Origin of the sequence: Caballeronia choica (genome assembly GCF_001544535.1) — a bacterium.
GTDB lineage: Bacteria > Pseudomonadota > Gammaproteobacteria > Burkholderiales > Burkholderiaceae > Caballeronia > Caballeronia choica.
In genome coordinates this window covers 21,241-36,320 of the sequence record NZ_FCON02000035.1, presented here as the reverse complement: position 1 = coordinate 36,320, position 15,080 = coordinate 21,241, and the positions used below count along the sequence as shown (strand labels likewise).

17 protein-coding genes are annotated in these 15,080 nt (G+C 62.8%); 4 read left to right on the top strand and 13 right to left on the bottom strand.

What is annotated here, in order from left to right; translation table 11 throughout:
- Positions 1 to 3: 3 nt before the first annotated feature.
- The 3 genes from AWB68_RS17390 to AWB68_RS17380 all read right to left on the bottom strand — a co-directional run bounded on the left by AWB68_RS17390 (position 4) and on the right by AWB68_RS17380 (position 2,881).
- A complete protein-coding gene (locus AWB68_RS17390; protein ID WP_200828721.1) occupies positions 4 to 1,251 on the bottom strand; it encodes a CaiB/BaiF CoA transferase family protein in 1,248 nt (415 codons plus the stop codon).
- On the bottom strand, positions 1,251 to 2,441 hold the full coding sequence (locus tag AWB68_RS17385) for a CaiB/BaiF CoA transferase family protein (RefSeq protein WP_087645592.1): 1,191 nt from the start codon (positions 2,439 to 2,441) through the stop codon (positions 1,251 to 1,253). Before AWB68_RS17385 ends, AWB68_RS17390 begins: the two co-directional genes overlap by 1 nt.
- Before the next feature lie 191 nt (positions 2,442 to 2,632).
- Positions 2,633 to 2,881, bottom strand: coding sequence for a hypothetical protein (locus AWB68_RS17380; protein WP_087645591.1), 249 nt, complete (start codon positions 2,879 to 2,881; stop codon positions 2,633 to 2,635).
- A 388-nt stretch (positions 2,882 to 3,269) separates the two neighbouring features.
- Between AWB68_RS17380 and AWB68_RS17375 the strand changes: the two genes are divergently transcribed.
- On the top strand, positions 3,270 to 3,842 hold the full coding sequence (locus AWB68_RS17375) for a TetR/AcrR family transcriptional regulator (protein WP_327382747.1): 573 nt from the start codon (positions 3,270 to 3,272) through the stop codon (positions 3,840 to 3,842).
- A 104-nt stretch (positions 3,843 to 3,946) separates the two neighbouring features.
- Here AWB68_RS17375 and AWB68_RS17370 read toward each other — a convergent pair whose 3' ends face one another.
- The 5 genes from AWB68_RS17370 to AWB68_RS17350 form a co-directional block, all read right to left on the bottom strand.
- Positions 3,947 to 4,192, bottom strand: coding sequence for a hypothetical protein (locus AWB68_RS17370; RefSeq protein WP_087645589.1), 246 nt, complete (start codon positions 4,190 to 4,192; stop codon positions 3,947 to 3,949).
- A gap of 49 nt (positions 4,193 to 4,241) precedes the next feature.
- A complete protein-coding gene (locus AWB68_RS17365; protein ID WP_125482956.1) occupies positions 4,242 to 4,733 on the bottom strand; it encodes a MaoC/PaaZ C-terminal domain-containing protein in 492 nt (163 codons plus the stop codon).
- Between the two features lie 53 nt (positions 4,734 to 4,786).
- Entirely contained in the window at positions 4,787 to 5,935 is a 1,149-nt protein-coding gene (locus tag AWB68_RS17360; RefSeq protein WP_087645587.1) for a CaiB/BaiF CoA transferase family protein, read from the bottom strand.
- Positions 5,936 to 5,995: 60 nt separating this feature from the next.
- On the bottom strand, positions 5,996 to 6,994 hold the full coding sequence (locus AWB68_RS17355) for a ketopantoate reductase family protein (RefSeq protein ID WP_087645586.1): 999 nt from the start codon (positions 6,992 to 6,994) through the stop codon (positions 5,996 to 5,998).
- Between the two features lie 206 nt (positions 6,995 to 7,200).
- Entirely contained in the window at positions 7,201 to 8,244 is a 1,044-nt protein-coding gene (locus AWB68_RS17350) for an AraC family transcriptional regulator (protein WP_235028387.1), read from the bottom strand.
- 81 nt (positions 8,245 to 8,325) lie between these two features.
- On the opposite strand from AWB68_RS17350, the gene AWB68_RS17345 reads away from it, so the two are divergent.
- The 3 genes from AWB68_RS17345 to AWB68_RS17335 all read left to right on the top strand — a co-directional run bounded on the left by AWB68_RS17345 (position 8,326) and on the right by AWB68_RS17335 (position 10,432).
- On the top strand, positions 8,326 to 9,126 hold the full coding sequence (locus tag AWB68_RS17345) for an SDR family NAD(P)-dependent oxidoreductase (RefSeq protein WP_087645584.1): 801 nt from the start codon (positions 8,326 to 8,328) through the stop codon (positions 9,124 to 9,126).
- Between the two features lie 39 nt (positions 9,127 to 9,165).
- Positions 9,166 to 9,387, top strand: coding sequence for a hypothetical protein (locus AWB68_RS17340; protein ID WP_087645583.1), 222 nt, complete (start codon positions 9,166 to 9,168; stop codon positions 9,385 to 9,387).
- 94 nt (positions 9,388 to 9,481) lie between these two features.
- On the top strand, positions 9,482 to 10,432 hold the full coding sequence (locus AWB68_RS17335; protein ID WP_235028386.1) for a LysR substrate-binding domain-containing protein: 951 nt from the start codon (positions 9,482 to 9,484) through the stop codon (positions 10,430 to 10,432).
- Positions 10,433 to 10,544: 112 nt separating this feature from the next.
- Here the strand turns inward: AWB68_RS17335 and AWB68_RS17330 are convergent, their stop codons facing one another.
- The 5 genes from AWB68_RS17330 to AWB68_RS17310 all read right to left on the bottom strand — a co-directional run bounded on the left by AWB68_RS17330 (position 10,545) and on the right by AWB68_RS17310 (position 15,046).
- Positions 10,545 to 10,778, bottom strand: a complete 234-nt coding sequence (locus AWB68_RS17330) for a ferredoxin (RefSeq protein WP_087645581.1) — start codon at positions 10,776 to 10,778, stop codon at positions 10,545 to 10,547.
- Positions 10,779 to 10,819: 41 nt separating this feature from the next.
- The gene (locus AWB68_RS17325; RefSeq protein WP_087645580.1) at positions 10,820 to 12,031 is read right to left on the bottom strand and encodes a cytochrome P450; all 1,212 of its coding nucleotides are present in this window, start codon (positions 12,029 to 12,031) and stop codon (positions 10,820 to 10,822) included.
- Between the two features lie 107 nt (positions 12,032 to 12,138).
- Positions 12,139 to 12,834 carry an SDR family NAD(P)-dependent oxidoreductase gene (locus tag AWB68_RS17320; protein ID WP_087645579.1) on the bottom strand — a complete coding sequence of 232 codons (696 nt, stop codon included), beginning with the start codon at positions 12,832 to 12,834 and terminating at the stop codon, positions 12,139 to 12,141.
- A gap of 182 nt (positions 12,835 to 13,016) precedes the next feature.
- A complete protein-coding gene (locus AWB68_RS17315) occupies positions 13,017 to 14,675 on the bottom strand; it encodes an ATP-dependent acyl-CoA ligase (RefSeq protein WP_087645578.1) in 1,659 nt (552 codons plus the stop codon).
- A 56-nt stretch (positions 14,676 to 14,731) separates the two neighbouring features.
- A complete protein-coding gene (locus AWB68_RS17310; protein ID WP_087645577.1) occupies positions 14,732 to 15,046 on the bottom strand; it encodes a 2Fe-2S iron-sulfur cluster-binding protein in 315 nt (104 codons plus the stop codon).
- Positions 15,047 to 15,080 lie beyond the last annotated feature (34 nt).

Below are 15,080 nucleotides of genomic sequence, written 5' to 3'. Positions count from 1 at the left end.
GTATCAACGTATGATGTTTTGCGCCCGCAAGCGGGCAATCGCGGCGGCGTCCAGCTTGAGCCGTCCGGCAAGAATGCTGTCCGTGTGTTCGCCCAGCAGCGGCGGCGGCTTCGGCGGGGCCAGCGAACTCTCCTGCATCTTCAGTGGCGAGTTCACGAGGTTGATGCGGCCCGCGGTCGGATGGTCGATTTCGCAAACCATGCCGCGTGCTTTCGATTCGTCCGAGTTCAACGCTTCGAGCACGTTCTGCACGAGGCCAGCGGGCACGCCCGCACGCCTGAAAAGCGGCACCCACTCGTGACGCGAACGGGTTCGAAGCCGCGCGGACATCAGTTCATCCAGCGCATCGCGATTCGCACGCCTGCCGTCGTTATCGATGAAGCGCGGGTCCGAGGCGAGCCCGGGCATGTCGAGCACGTCCGAACAGAAGCGCGCGAACTGCACATCGCTTCCGACGTGGAACATGATCGGACCATCCGCCGTGTGATAAAGACCTTGCGGAATGATGTCGGCGTGACTATTACCGTAGCGGCCCGGCGCCTTGTTGAGCAACAACGCGTTCGCCGCGACCGATACATGATTGGCAAGCGTGCAGTCGAAAAGCGCAATATCGATTGCTTCGCCGCGCCCGTTGCGCAAGCGCCGCACGAACGCTGCAAGGATTGCCTGTGTCGCGTACATGCCCGCGGTGATGTCGCAAATCGGTACGCCGGCCTTCGAGGCTTCGCCTTCCGGCTCGCCGGTGATCGACATCAGACCGCTTTCGGCTTGGATCACGGAGTCGTAGCCAGGCCGGTGTGCGCTCGGACCCGTGCGGCCATAGCCGCTGACCGAGCAATAGATCAGCTTCGGATTCTCCTTGCGTAGCGCCTCGTAGCCGAGCCCGTAGCGTTCGAGCGTACCAAGCATGTAGTTCTCGACCACGATGTCGCTTTCACGGGCCAGCGCCCGGACGAGTTCGGCGCCTTCGGGCTTCGAGAAATCGATGGCAATCGACTGCTTGGTTCGATTGATCGCGAGATAGTAGGTGCGCTCGCCGCCCTGGATCGCCGTGCCCCAGTGACGCGTCTGGTCGCCGCCGTTCGGATGCTCCACCTTGGTCACCTCGGCGCCCAGGTCTGCGAGCATCATTGCGCAGAACGGCGCGGCGAGCACGCGCGACAGGTCGAGTACCCGCACGCCTTTGAGTGGCGGCTCGTCCTGGCCGAGTTCAGGCAATCCCGTGTCCTGGCTGTAGTTCATGGCTGCCATCATTCGGTTCCGAAGGCCGCGGCGGCCGGCTGTTCCGCCTCATGCGGCGCGAGTCCGAACTCGCGCAGGACTTCATCGGTGTGCTGCCCGATTGTCGGCGGCGGACGGCGAATCGAAGTCGGCGTTTCCGACAGGCGGATTGGATTCGTGACGACCTTGAATTTGCCAGCCGTCGGGTGGTCGAGTTCCTCGACCAGGTCCTTCTGCACGCGGGGGTCTTCGAACACTTCCTGGAAGTTCAGGACCGGCGAGAACATCGCCTGCGCTTCGAGCAGCTTCTCGTTCCAGTGCGCGAGCGGCTGCTTCGCGAACGCTTCGGCAAGTCCCGCATCGACGATATCGCGGTGCGCGAGACGCCCGTCCTTCGTCTTAAGGCGGTCGTCGGCGAGAAGTTCGTTGGCGCCGACTGCCGCCGCGAGAACGCGCCAGAACTTGTCCGTGTGCGCGATCACCATGACATGGCGGTCGTCGGAAGTCCGGTACGTGTTGTACGGCACGATCTGCCAGTGCGCGTTGCCGATGCGTCCCGGCGTTTCGCCGGTCGCGAAGTAGTAGGCGTCGCGCGGAATCATGCTGAAGATGGTCGCGTCGAGCATCGAAAGATCGACGCGCTGGCCGCGGCCCGTTTTATTGCGCGACTGGATCGCGGCGAGCACGCCGATGGTCGAGAGCAGCGGCGTGATGAGGTCCGAATAGGGCATGCCGGTTTTCAGCGGGCCGGTCTGCTCGTCGCCCGTCAACTGCATGATGCCGGACATCGCCTGCACGACCGGATCCATGCCGGGACGAATGCTGTCGGGGCCCGTGCGGCCGAACGCCGACGTCGAGCAGTAGATGAGGCGCGGGTTCAGAGCCGAGAGCGTCTCGTAGCTGATGCCGAGCTTTTCGGCCACGCCAGGCCGGAAATTCTCCACGACGATATCGACCTGCTTTGCCATCTCCTGCGCCGTGTGCTGGCCTTCCGGGGTCGTGAGGTCGAGGACCACGCTGCGCTTGTTGCGATTAAGGGTGAGGAAATACACGGCATCGTCGCCGAGGAACGTCTCGCCCGTCAGGCGCATGGTGTCGCCCGCGGGCGGTTCCACCTTGATCACGTCCGCGCCAAAATCGGCGAGCAGCATCGTGCCGAAAGGGCCATTCATCATCTGGGTAAAGTCGAGAACCTTCAAACCCTCAAGTGCGCTGCTCATCGTCGCCTCTCCTCTTTTGCATGTCGCTTTGACGTTGTTGACCAAGTTCGAACCTGTCCGCCAATGAACCAAACTGAATTTCATTGGATGAACCTTTGATACGATACTGCTACGTTCGAATTCGGCTGTCAAGGACGGGTAAATCCGGGGACAACGTGAAATGCGGTTGCGACGCAAAGTTCATCAACCGATTACATCGCGAATCGGCACGCGCTCATCGACAGTCGGCCATGGGTCGGCGGAAACACGCACCACGATCCGTCCTCATGCCGGAAGAAGAAAACAGAGAGCAGGCCCGAAGGCCGTTGCACCTCGACGCACACGCAGCGCGTCGGGGTGGCGCCCCCGCGCCTCATGCGGACGACCCGGGCAGGCGCCGCCGGTGTCGGGCCGAGCCATTTGTCGACCAGGCGATGCAATGAGCTTGCTTTGCTGTTCATTTCGATACTCCCTGTCGGCCCAGGTTTCTGGGGAATAAACCGGATTTATTGGTCTATTGACCCAATAATAGTGGTCACTTGACCAATTATCAAGTTGGTTTGAGGCAGGGTATACGCGCGTGCATCTACCAGGACGAGTGGTCCTGTAGCCTTCCTTGAAGCGAGGCCTACCATTTCCAATCGTTTGACCTATATAATAGGTCCAACGACCAACCGTCTGAGTACTTGAGCCGATCGCTGCCGCCGCAGTCTGCGGCGGCTCTCCGAACGCATTTCGATCTCACAGTGGGGCTAGGGCTACATGGAAATCATGAGCATTACGTCTGATGAAATCCGAGGACAAGACACGAAGGGTGCGTCGAAGCAACGCGGAAACAGGACGACACGAGTGCCCGAGATTCTCGAGGTCGCAATCCTCGTTTTTGCACGCGAAGGTAACGCCGGCTTCACGCAACGGCGTGTAGCAGCGGACGCGGGTGTACGGCTGAGCACGCTGCAACACTACTTCGGCAGCAGGGAGTCGCTTTTGCAGTCCACCATCGAGGAACTGGGCAAGCGGTATCTCGAACGGTTCCGCCTGCTCGCCGGTGACGCGCTCCGAACCCCCGAGGCGCGCCTCGAAACGCTTCTCGACGAGACCTTTGCGGCACTGACAGGTCCCGACAATGTCGTTAGCCCGTTCGCGCTCGAAGTCTGGTGTCTCGCCGAACATCAGGCTTCGGTGCGCGACCTGATGGAGAGGGTCAGCGGTGATTTCCAGGAGGTATTCAGCAAGCTCGTGGCCGAAATCAATCCCGCGCTCGCGCACGACGAGTGTCGTCTGCGCGGCGCGCTGATTTATTCGCACTGGCAAGGGCTGATCGTCTTTCTACGCCGGTCGGGTCGCAACGCGCCTGACACTGCCGCATTCCGTACGGCAACCAAAGTCGTTTGGAAAGCCTTGAGCAACGCGTCGAAATGAGCGAAGGGACCACAAAGTCTCAATACGCCGGAACGTGGCTCATAGATATGCCACGCGCAAAAATGGCCGTCAGTCACGCGCGAAGCCAACGGGCGTAACACGATTCAGGCAGCGGCGGCTCGCCGGGCCGACGCCATGTATCGCTCTCTCGCAACCCTGATCGCGTCGTAGAAGTCGGGTTCGGTCGACAGATGCTTGTGGTCAACGCTCACAAGCCATCCGTTCGCCGAACGGCACCATCGCAGACGCCCTTCGTCATAGACGGCAGAGAACCAGCGCCAGATCGCCGCGTCGTGCGCATTGGCGGCATTGGCTGCGGCCGTCCGGACTTCGCCAACCGCGGTTCGCATCGGCTCTCCACGGGAAGGTGTCGCAAGCTTTATTGCCATGAGCCGCACCTCAACCCGCGACAGCCGGGCACACCGGATCACATGAACTCTGCGACACGCGATAGAGAATGTCGGCCTGGAGCACCGGACCCTGGGTGGCATCGCACTCCATCGTGCAGTCCAGCACGAGGTTCAGGCCTTCGCCATCGGTCTCGGCGGATTTCAGTGTGACATCGAGCCGTATGCACGAGTCGACCGGCACCGGCGTCGGAAAGCGCAGCCGGTCGATCCCATGGTGCAAGCCGTGCCCGATGCCTTCCAGCAGATACACGTCCTGCAGCATCGGCACAACCATGCCCACGATCAGATAACTCTGCGCGACCGTTCGGCCGAAGGGACCGCGCTTCGCCCGTTCCTCGTCGACGCATAGCCAGTCCCAGTCATCGGTCGTCGAGGCGAAGGCGTTGATCATCTCCTGACTGATCTCCACCCATCCGCTCTTGCCGAGATTGAAGCCCGCGTACGCCTGAATTCCTTCGATACCTCTAAGCAGAATCGGCACGTTATCCTCCGGTTTTTCGAGTTGCCCCAAGCGAGCGGGGCTCGCGATTTGCTTCAATCGGTGAACAGTTCACGGTTCGCTTCACCGAGGCCCGGCGCCGGAGTATGCGGCTTCAGCAGATGCCCGTTGAAGCTGGCCGGATAGCGGATCGCACGAACGGTCCCGGCGCGCGTTGGAAGCTCCGAGTAGAGCTGGTTGTGAATCACTTGCGGATCGCTCAGATGAGCGGCCGGCGCATTGACCGGCCCGGCGGGAACATCCAGTTCGCGAAAACGTTCGAGCCACTCGGCCGTGGTCTTGTGCCGAAGCGGCTCGGCAATCCGCTCGAAGAACGCATGTGTCATGTCCTTTCGGCTGGCAATCTTCTTGATCTCTTCTTTCCACTCCGGATGCCCGACCGCATCGAGCGTCCTGCTCAACTGCTTGCCGGACACAGGCGATAGAACGAGATATCCATCCTTCGTCGCGAGCACCGGCTGCGGTGCCAGCGCGACCTGCGCATCGTCATCGACGAAGGTCTGGTTGTGGAACATGTCCGGGAAGTTGTAGTAGGACATGATGTCCAGCATCGATGTCTCGAGATGAACGGCCTTCTGCGACCTGTCTCGCGCGATCAGTCCCGACAGTACCATTTGCGCCGAGAACACGGCGGCCACCTTGTCGGCGAGGAACGTGTTCGTGGCGCGCGGCGTGCCGCCTGCGGCTTCGTAGCTGAGCAGTCCGGTGCGGCCCTGGATCAGCGCGTCGAATGCGGGTTCCTTCGCGAGATCGCCATCGGGCCCGTAGCCGGTAATCGATAGCTGCACGAGACGTGGATTCAGTTGGCTCAGTTCGTCGAAACTCAGGCCAAGCGACGCCGATACATGCGGGCGCCAGTTCTCGATGTAGACGTCGGCGCCGCTCACGAGCGTCTTGAAGCGAGCCAGGTCTTCGGGCGCCTTGAGATCGAGCATCACGCTTCGCTTGCCACGGTTCGAATTGGTCCACACCGTTCCGACACCTTCGCGGCTATGGCCGAAGTTGCGGTACGGGTCACCGGAAGGCGGTTCAACCTTGATGACGTCGGCGCCGAGATCGGCGAGCATCTGCGCGCAGAACGGACCCGAGATGTAGCTGCAGGCTTCGATCACTTTGAATCCTTCGAGCGGACGCCGGAAGGGGGTGTTCGAATCGCTCGGAAGGGAAGATGCGCTGGATGTCATTGTTACGGGTCCTCTTATCGATTGAATGGTCACGCAGGCATGGCCGTGCATGGAGATCTTTTACGCGGCGGCGGCTTTGGTTCGTCGCGACGTATCCGCACGCAGTTGCGCCAGCGCCAGCACGGAGTCGAGCATCGGCGTCTTCGTGTCGGCAAGCTCGCGCACCGCACGCAGCGAGTGCGCGAGCGATTGCAGTTCCAGAGGGCGCCCCGCTTCGAAGTCCTGCAGCATCGACATCTTGTGATGCGGGGCGCTCAACGTCATCGCGATGCGCTTGTCGGGGTCCGGGCCGATATCGAGACCCAGCCGGGAAGCCACCGCATCGGCTTCGATCATCATCGCTTTCACGACCGGCACCACGTCGCCCGCGTCGTGCATCTCGCCGAGCGTTCCCTGGGTGAGCACCGCCACCGGATTCCAGCACAGGCTGTTGACGAACTTGACCCAGATCGCCGCGCGTATGTCGGGGCTGACCTTCGAGGCGATGCCGCTTTCGCTCAGCAGCGCCGCAAGACGGGTCGCCCGCTCAGACTGACTTCCGTCCAGCTCGCCAATGGGGCAGCCTGCCTTCGCACCGTCCTGCGCGATCACGCCGGGCTCGATCGAATGCGCGCCGATCCAGTACACGCAGCCGAGCACTTGCGACGGCGGAAGCCTCGTCCATTGCCGGCCCGATGGATCGATCGCCGGCAGTTGGCAGTCGTTCAGCCTGCCCTTGCAGCCGTGGAAGAAGTAATAGGGAACGCCCGTGGTGGGGGGCAATACGACAGTGCGCTCATCGATCAGGCACGTAATCTGGTCGAGCGCGGAGTCGACCTGATGAGCCTTGAGCGTCACGAAAACATAGTCCTGCACGCCGAGTTCGCGCGCATCGGACGAAGCCTTGACGGGCACGGTGAAGTCCTCCTGCGGCGTGACGACACGAATGCCGTTCGCGCGAATCGCATCCAGTGCCGCGCCGCGCGCGACGACGGAGACTTCACATTGCCCCGCGCGAGCGAGATGGCCCGCGATGTAGCCGCCGATCGCCCCGCCTCCGAAAATGCACACCTTTAGCATGTGGCGCTCTCTTGCCTGCCGTTGAAAGAACGCCTTGCGCCGCCCGCTTCTCTTCGAAGACAGAGCCGTCTGCAAGGCCTCGTGATGTGCAGAAGATAAGGCGTGACCAAACGGCGTGGCAAATACGAAAAAACGATGGTTCAAGCAGATCCGCCGATAGCTCGCTAGGGGCCTGCACGCGAGACGCTCCGCTGACGTGGTCCGCTTCACTCCGCCGCTTCGGCGCTGCCCTTGCGGGAGGCCTTGCGATACACCGCGGGCGGGCGCCCGACAACACGGGTGAATGCGGTACAAAAGGCACTGTCCGACAGATAGCCGATAGCGAGCGCGATATCGCTGATCGAACGATCGGTGTTGAGCAACGCGTCCTTGGCAAGCGCAATGCGCCAGTTCGAAAGATAGGTCGCAGGGGCCACGCCCACGCGCTCGGTGAAGCGGCGCGCAAATACCGCCCGCGACATGCCGACCATCCTGCCTAGCGTGTCCAGCGTCCAGTGGCGAGCGACGTCGGCGTGCATGTTCTGCAGCGCCATCGCGATCTGGGGGTCGGCCATGCCGCTCAGCCAGCCCGTGCGATGCCCTTCCATATGTTGCTGGACGGGACGGCGCAATACCTCGACAAGCATGACCTCCACAAGCCGGCTCATCACCAGTTCGCGGCCCGGCAGGTCACAGGTGGCCTCTTCGCCGATCAGTTCCAGGACGCGCGTCAGGCGCCCGGCCTCTTCGTCCGAAGAGCGGATATAGATCATGCCCGGCAACAGGCCCGCGAGCAGTGCGGCCTGTTCGGGTTCGGTCTGAAAGTAGCCGCCGACGAGACGCACGGCCTCACCACCCTCTGCATCATCCCACCGGACGTAATCGCCTTCACGCGCCGTTGCCGCAAGCGCGTTCAGTTGCGGCATGACCTCGATGTCGCTCGTCAGGCAGTAGCGGGTCTTGCCCGCCAGCACGAAATAGTCGCCTTGCCGCATCATCAGCGCGGGTCCGGCATCGGGCAGGAACCAGCAGTGTCCGGTGACGACGAGACAGAAGCGCGGCGCTTCGCGATAGGGAACGCTCATGCCCCATCGGCCATGCGCCTCGACCGTCCTCCAGAGGACCGTCTGCGGGCGCATCAGTCTGACGATATCGGTCAGCAGATCCAATTGAGACGATCCGTAAATTTTTAAAGATGCTTCATTATGGATCATCTCCCCCGGTTTAGTTAATGTAGTCAAAACCAACTCGGCCGCGCGCCCGGAGTTCACCGGTCATCATTGGCCTTGGACGACGAAGCGCAGGGGCACGAAGGGGCCTGGAACAAGGCCAGAAAAAAGATGGAGACACGCATGAACAAGCTCAAGGAGAGGATCGTGATCGTCACGGGCGCGGCGCAAGGCATGGGTCGCGCCATCGCGATCGAAGCCGCACGGGAGGGCGCCGCCTGGGTCACGCTCGCCGATGTGCAGGAAGAGCGCGGCGAAGCCACTGCTGCCGAAGTCGAGGCAGCCGGCGCAAAGGCCTGCTTCATCCGGACCGACCTCTCGGCGACCGAATCGATCCGGCGGATGATCGAGGAGACGGCGCGAAGGGCCGGCGGCATCGACGTGCTGGTGAACAACGCCGGCGTGACCGATGACGGCCTGACGGGTCGCGCGCCGACCATCGAGGACCTTCCCGAAGAAGTCTGGGACGCGGTCATGAACATCAATCTCAAGGCCATGTGGCTCACGTCCAGGTTCGCGGCACCGTATCTGCGCAAGTCCACGCGCAGCCCGGCGATCGTCAACGGGGCATCGGTCGCGAGCACCGTGGCCTATCCGGGCCTGCCTGCCTATGTCGCAAGCAAGGGCGGTGTGGTGATGCTGACGAAAGCCATCGCTCTCGACCTCGCCGATGGCGGCATCCGGTGCAACGCCTATGCGCCCGGCGCGATCGACACGCCCATGCTGAGCCGCAGCCTCGAGCACGCCGCGGATCGCGACCAGGCCGAAGCGCGGCTCTGGGGCACGCACCTCATCAAACGCCTGGGTCATCCCGAGGAAGTCGCGAAGCTCGTGTGCTTCCTGGCCTCCGAGGAGGCTTCGTTCTCGACCGGCAGCACCTTCAACGTGGACGCCGGCACGCTTGCGTGGCGCGGCGTGCACTGACGCGCCATAAGCGGTACGAACGCAGACAGAGGAGACATCATGCCGAAGCGAATCCCGAGAGAAGCAGCGACGTCCGAACGGTTTCCTTTTTGCGCGGCGCTTCCCTCGCATGCCGGGCGAGTCGTGCGCTTTGCACGAAGCGTATGCCTTGCGCTCTACATGGTCGACCCCATGCGCGATGCGTTCGACGCGGCCCTCGTCACCGAATACTGCGGCGGTACGCGCTCGACGACAAGCGAAGACGGCAGCCCGGCCCGCTGAACCGGCGAGCCGCGACACACACACGTTTCCCGATGCGATCGTCCTCTCTGCCGACTGATCGCTATCCACCGAAGAAAGGAATGCGGATATGAACATGCGCCAGCTCCAATATTTCCTCGCAGTGGCTGCCGAACTGAACTTCACTCGCGCGTCCGAACGGGTGAACATCGCGCAGCCCGCCTTGAGCGCCCAGATCATTTCGCTCGAAGAAGAACTGGGAACCCCGCTCTTCACGCGCGAGAAGCGCAAGGTGATGCTCACGCCCGCGGGCGACATCCTGGTCGAACATGCGCAGCGCGTATTGAACACCGCATCGGCCGCGATCGCGGCGGTTCGCGCCTCCGGGCGCGGCGCGCAGGCGCAACTGGTGGTGGGCGCGATCTACACCGCGATTTATTGCTTCCTGCCCAACACGCTGCGTCTCTTCAAGGCGCTGACGCCCCATTCCGACGTGAGCCTCCAGGAAATGACGATCCAGCAGCAGATCGCGGCGCTCAAGGAAGGCGCCATCGAAGTCGGCCTCGTGCGCGGCCATATCTACGATCACAACATCGTCACCGAGTTGCTGTATCGCGAACTGCTGGTGGTCGCCGTGCCCGCCGGTAGCGAATACGACGTCCCCGGCCCGGTGGAACTCGGGGAACTCGCGACCTGGCCGCTGATCGCGGTCGCACGCGGCAACGCGACGGAGCGCGGTTACGGCGACCGGATCCTGGATATCTTCGAGGACGAGAACCGCAAGCCCACCATCGCCCGCGAGGCGTACGACATGCATACGTCGGCCTGCCTGGTGGCCGCGGGCATGGGCGTCGCCGTGGTGCCCGCGATCATGCAACTGATGAAGCCGCTGGGGATCGCCTACCGGCCGCTCAACGCCGACGCTCCCGCAGTTTCCCTGTCGCTCGCCTGGCACAAGGACCGCGTTCCGCCGTTGCTCGGCCCCTGGCGCGAAGCCGCGCGATCCAACGCGGCAACGCTGATGGCGCAGCATCCGGAGTTGTTCCTGGACGCGTCGCGCACACGGGCGGTGCCCGAGGAAGTCTGAGCGTTTTTTTCAAAAGCACTTTGCCTGAGTGCGCATTGCCGCCGCATCGCATCGATCCCGCGCGCCCGGCGTAAAGCGCGGGCGCGCGGTTCGTCCGCTGAAACCGGTTGTCTCACGGCTCGTCCGCCGGCACCTCCTCGACCGTAATCGCCCTCGACGGACACTTGCGCGATGCGCCCAACACTTTTTCGTACTGCGCCTCGTCCGGGTACACCTGCAGGAGCTTGACCACGCCATCCTCGTCGCGCTGATCGAAGACATCGCTCGCCGACAGCACGCAGAGCCCCGCGCCTACGCAGACACTCTGGTCGATCGAAACGCGCAGCCTGAAGTTGCCTTTCGTCATGTCCTGCTCTCCTCATTGGTCGATTGTGCTGCCGGCGTGCCTCACCAGGTCACAGGCAGTGTTTGCAGCCCCTGGACGAAGTGATCGCCCTTGCCCTCGATCTGGTCCTGCGGCACGGCGAAGCGCAGCGTCGGAATGCGCTCGAAAAGCTTGCCGAACACGACTTGCAATTCAACTCGTGCAAGCGGCTGGCCGAGGCATTGATGAATGCCATAGCTGAAAGCGACGTGATGCTCCGCCTTGCGCGTGATGTCGAATTTCTCGGGGTTCGGAAACGCGGTGGCGTCGTGATTCGCACCGGCGATCAGGGCAATGACGCCCTCGCCTTTCCGAATCAGCTGGCCCGCGACTTCGACGTCCTCCATCGCCACACGGAACGCGTTGTAATGCACGATGGTGTGCAGGCGCAGCATCTCTTCAACCGCGCCGCGCAAGAGCGTGGGATCGCTGCGCAACAAGGCGAGCTGGTCCGGGTTCGTCAGGAAGCTGTAGACGCCGAGCGCCATCTGGTTCGCCGTGGTCTCATGGCCTGCCATCAGCAACAGTTCCGCCATGATCACGAGTTCGCGATGCGACAGATGCCCCGGCCGGACCTGTTCGACGATCAGGCGGCTCAGCAGGTCTTCCCTCGTCTCCGCGTCCTTCGAACGCTCCGTGATCAGCGTATCCAGATAGCCGAGGATTCGCTCGGAGGCCGCCTTTGGCACCTCCGGCCCGACATCCAGCAGCACCTTCAGCCGGCTTTGCTCCTGGAAGAATCCGTGGTCCTTGCGCGGCACATCGAGGAGCCACGCGATGACTTCCGACGTGAGCGGCAGGAACAGGTCTTCCACCAGGTTGGCAGGCGGGCCCTTCCGCAACAGATCGTCGAGCAGGCGATCGAAGATCGATTCGATCATCGGCCGCATGGCGCTCACCTTCTTGATCATGAACTCCTTCGTCAGCATGCGGCGAAAGTGTCCATGCTGCGGCGGGTCCATGCGAATGAACGCAGGCGGCAGGTCGAGCACGGCATTGCGCGCCTCGGACAGGCTCGGAAAGCCCGGCTCGGCCGGGTTGCCGCTGAAGCGGTTGTCGCCCAGCACGGCGCGCACGTCGTCATAACGCGTGAAGAGCCACGCATGCCTGCCGTCCCACATGCGTACCTTCACGGGTCCGGGCTGTTGCTGATAATCCCTGTATTCCTGCGGCGGAAGAAAGGGGCACTGCCTTGCCATCGGAAACGACGGCTCGCTAAAAGGACATGCAGACATGGTTCCTCCGGTCTCATTGAATGCGCGTCCATCGGTCCCGGGCAACGCGCAGCGCGTCGGGTCCCGGGATCGACGGAAATCAGGACACGTATTGGGCCGAGTTCTTCTTACAGGCCGCCGTTGACGTCGAGCGTCGCGCCGGTCACGTAGCGGGCGTCGTCGCTGATCAGGAAGCCGACGGCCGCCGCGATTTCCTCCGGCTCGGCCGCACGCTGCAGTCCCGAACCGGCGATCAGCTTGTCGCGGATCTCCTTCGGCACCTTCTCGCCCATCGCCGTATTGATGGTGCCCGGCGACACCGCCGCCACGCGGATGCCATGCGGCCCGAGCGGCTTGGCGAGGCTCTTGGTCAGGTTCACGATCGCCGCCTTGGAGCCGCCGTAATCCGGTACGCCGCTGCCGGTGGTCGCGACGATCGAGGCCAGGTTGACGATCACGCCGCCGCCGCCCGCTTTCACCAGACGCTTCGCGACCTCCTGGCTGAGGAAGAACGGCGCGCGCGCATTCACGCCGTAGGTGAAGTCGTAGTCGGATGGCGCGATGTCGAAGAAGGTCTTGCCATGCCAGACGCCGGCATTGTTGACCAGCACGCGGATCGTGCCGTACTCGGCATCGATCGCCGCGACCGACGCCTTGATCTGTTCGTAATCCGTGACATCGCACTTGCGGTACGCGTACTCGCCCTTGCCGGCTTCCGCGACGTCGAGACCGACGACCGTATAGCCGCGCTCGCTCAGGTTCTTGCAGATGGCTTGCCCGGTCAGGCCGTTGGACCCCGTGACGACTGCAACTTTGCTACTCATGCCTCACCTCTTCTCACGAAAATGTTTATTGAACTGTTTCCCGATCGATCCTGGCTGCTCTCAACAAAGAGAAGCTAGCCTCAAGATTCGGTTCAAACGCATCACAGGTCCAATATGATTTATGGAGATGCTCAGACCGAATTCCTATCAATCGAACCCGCGTCGAACGCTCTCCGAACGACTCATCGCGCGAGCACGATCCCGGCTTGTTCGCGGTCCCAGCAGTCGGCCGTCACGCCCTCGTCGCGCAAGCGGTACTTCTCCACGCGCTGGCTCGGCGTCTTCGGCAAGTGCGCGCGAAAGGCGATGTAGCGCGGGATCGCGAAGTAGGAGAGCCGCGGTTCGCACCATCCGATGAGCTCGGCTTCCGAGACCCGCTGACCCGGCTTGAGCACGATGACGGCCTTGACGTCGTCCTCGCCCAGTTCCGAGGGCACGCCGACGACGCACGACTCCGCCACGCCCGGATGCGCGCTGATCACCGCCTCCACTTCGAACGACGATATGTTCTCGCCGCGCCGCCGCAGCGCCTGCTTCTTGCGATCGACGTAATAGAAGTAGCCGTCCTCGTCCTGGGTCGCGAGGTCGCCGGTATGAATCCACAGGTTGCGAAACAGTTCGAGCGTCGCCTCGGGCTGCCTGTAGTAGCCCGTCGTGCCCAAGTGCGGCCGCTCTGGCCGGACCACGAACTCTCCTACCTTTCCGCGCGGAACCTCGTTGTCGTTCTCGTCGACGAGCCTCACGTCGTAGCCGTTCAAGGCCTTGCCGCAGGAACCCGGCCGGCGGTCCTCCATCGGATTGACAAGACAGCCGCTGCACTCGGTCATGCCGTACAGCTCCAGCAGCCGCGTATTGAAGCGTGCTTCGAACGCGTGCCAGAGATGCTTCGGCGCCGCCGCACCGACCATCAGGCGCAACGGGTTGTCGCGGTCTTCGGGCGAAGGCTCCTGCTTCATCAGGATCGACACCATCCCGCCGATATATTTCGCCGACGTGCAGTTCCAGCGCCGGCAGTCGTCGAGCATCCGGCTCGCCGAAAAGCGTTCGACGAGCACCGCCTTCGCACCCGTCAGGATCGCCGGGCCGGTCGTGCCGTGAGCGCTCGTATGAAAGAACGGCAGGCCCGTGTAGAGCACGTCGTCCTCGGTATAGCGCGCGTACCTGACCGCCTGCGACCAGATCTCGTACCAGTAGTGGTGACTGATCATCACGCCCTTCGACAAGCCGGTCGTGCCCGACGTATACGAGATCGTCGCCAGGGCCCTGAAATCGACGGCGACACCCGGCGCCCGTTCCGGCCGCGCGAGCAGTTCGTCGAAATACAGGCTTTCGACACGGGGCCAGCGGGTGAGTCGTACGGCTCCGCCATGCGTGCCGACCATCACGGTATGGCGCAGCTTCGGCAAGCGTTCAGCAATGGCGTCCAGCGCATCGAGATAGGCGTCGTCCGCGACCAGCGCCACGCAATCGGCCTGATCGATCTGATACGCCAGGCCTTCGCCCTTGAGCGCGACATTGACCGGAACACATACCGCGCCGATCCGGTTCAGTGCGAACCACGCGAACAGGAACGCGGGGCAGTTCGGCAGCATCAGCGCGACCTTGCCGCCTGGCTCGATGCCGAGTCCGAGAAATCCGTTTGCAACCCGGTTGACCGTCTGGTTCAACTGCTCGAACGTGATCGCCTCATCGCGAAACTGGAAGACCTCGCGATACGGATGCTCTCGCGCCTTGTCTTCGATGATCCGCCCGAGCACGCGGTCGTGCTGGGCGTACTCCCGCATGGTCCAGCTTGCCCACTTGCGCTCCGCACGCTCGAACTTGTCGTCCCATTGCCCCATTTCGCTGACACTCCGTTGCTTCCGTTCGACGCGATGCGTCCTCAGTCGTCGCGCGTTCAGAGCGCGGGAATCGCGACGACGAGCCCGTCCAGTTCCGGCGTGATTTCGATCTGGCAGCTCAGGCGCCTGTTGCTGCGCAAGCCGCTGGAAGCGGACAGCATGTCACTTTCAATATCGCAGGCCTCGCCTACGATCTTCATCCAGGCTTCATCGACATGGACTTCGCAGGTGGCGCAACTGCACGCGCCGCCGCATTCGGCGGCAATCCCATCGATGAGGTTGTCCACCGCGCCCTGCATGACGGAGCTGCCAAGAGGCACATCCACTTCGAAGGCTCGACCGTCCGCTTGAACGTACTTGATTACCGGCATAGCACACCTCTTCATTACATGGTTGGGTTGAATC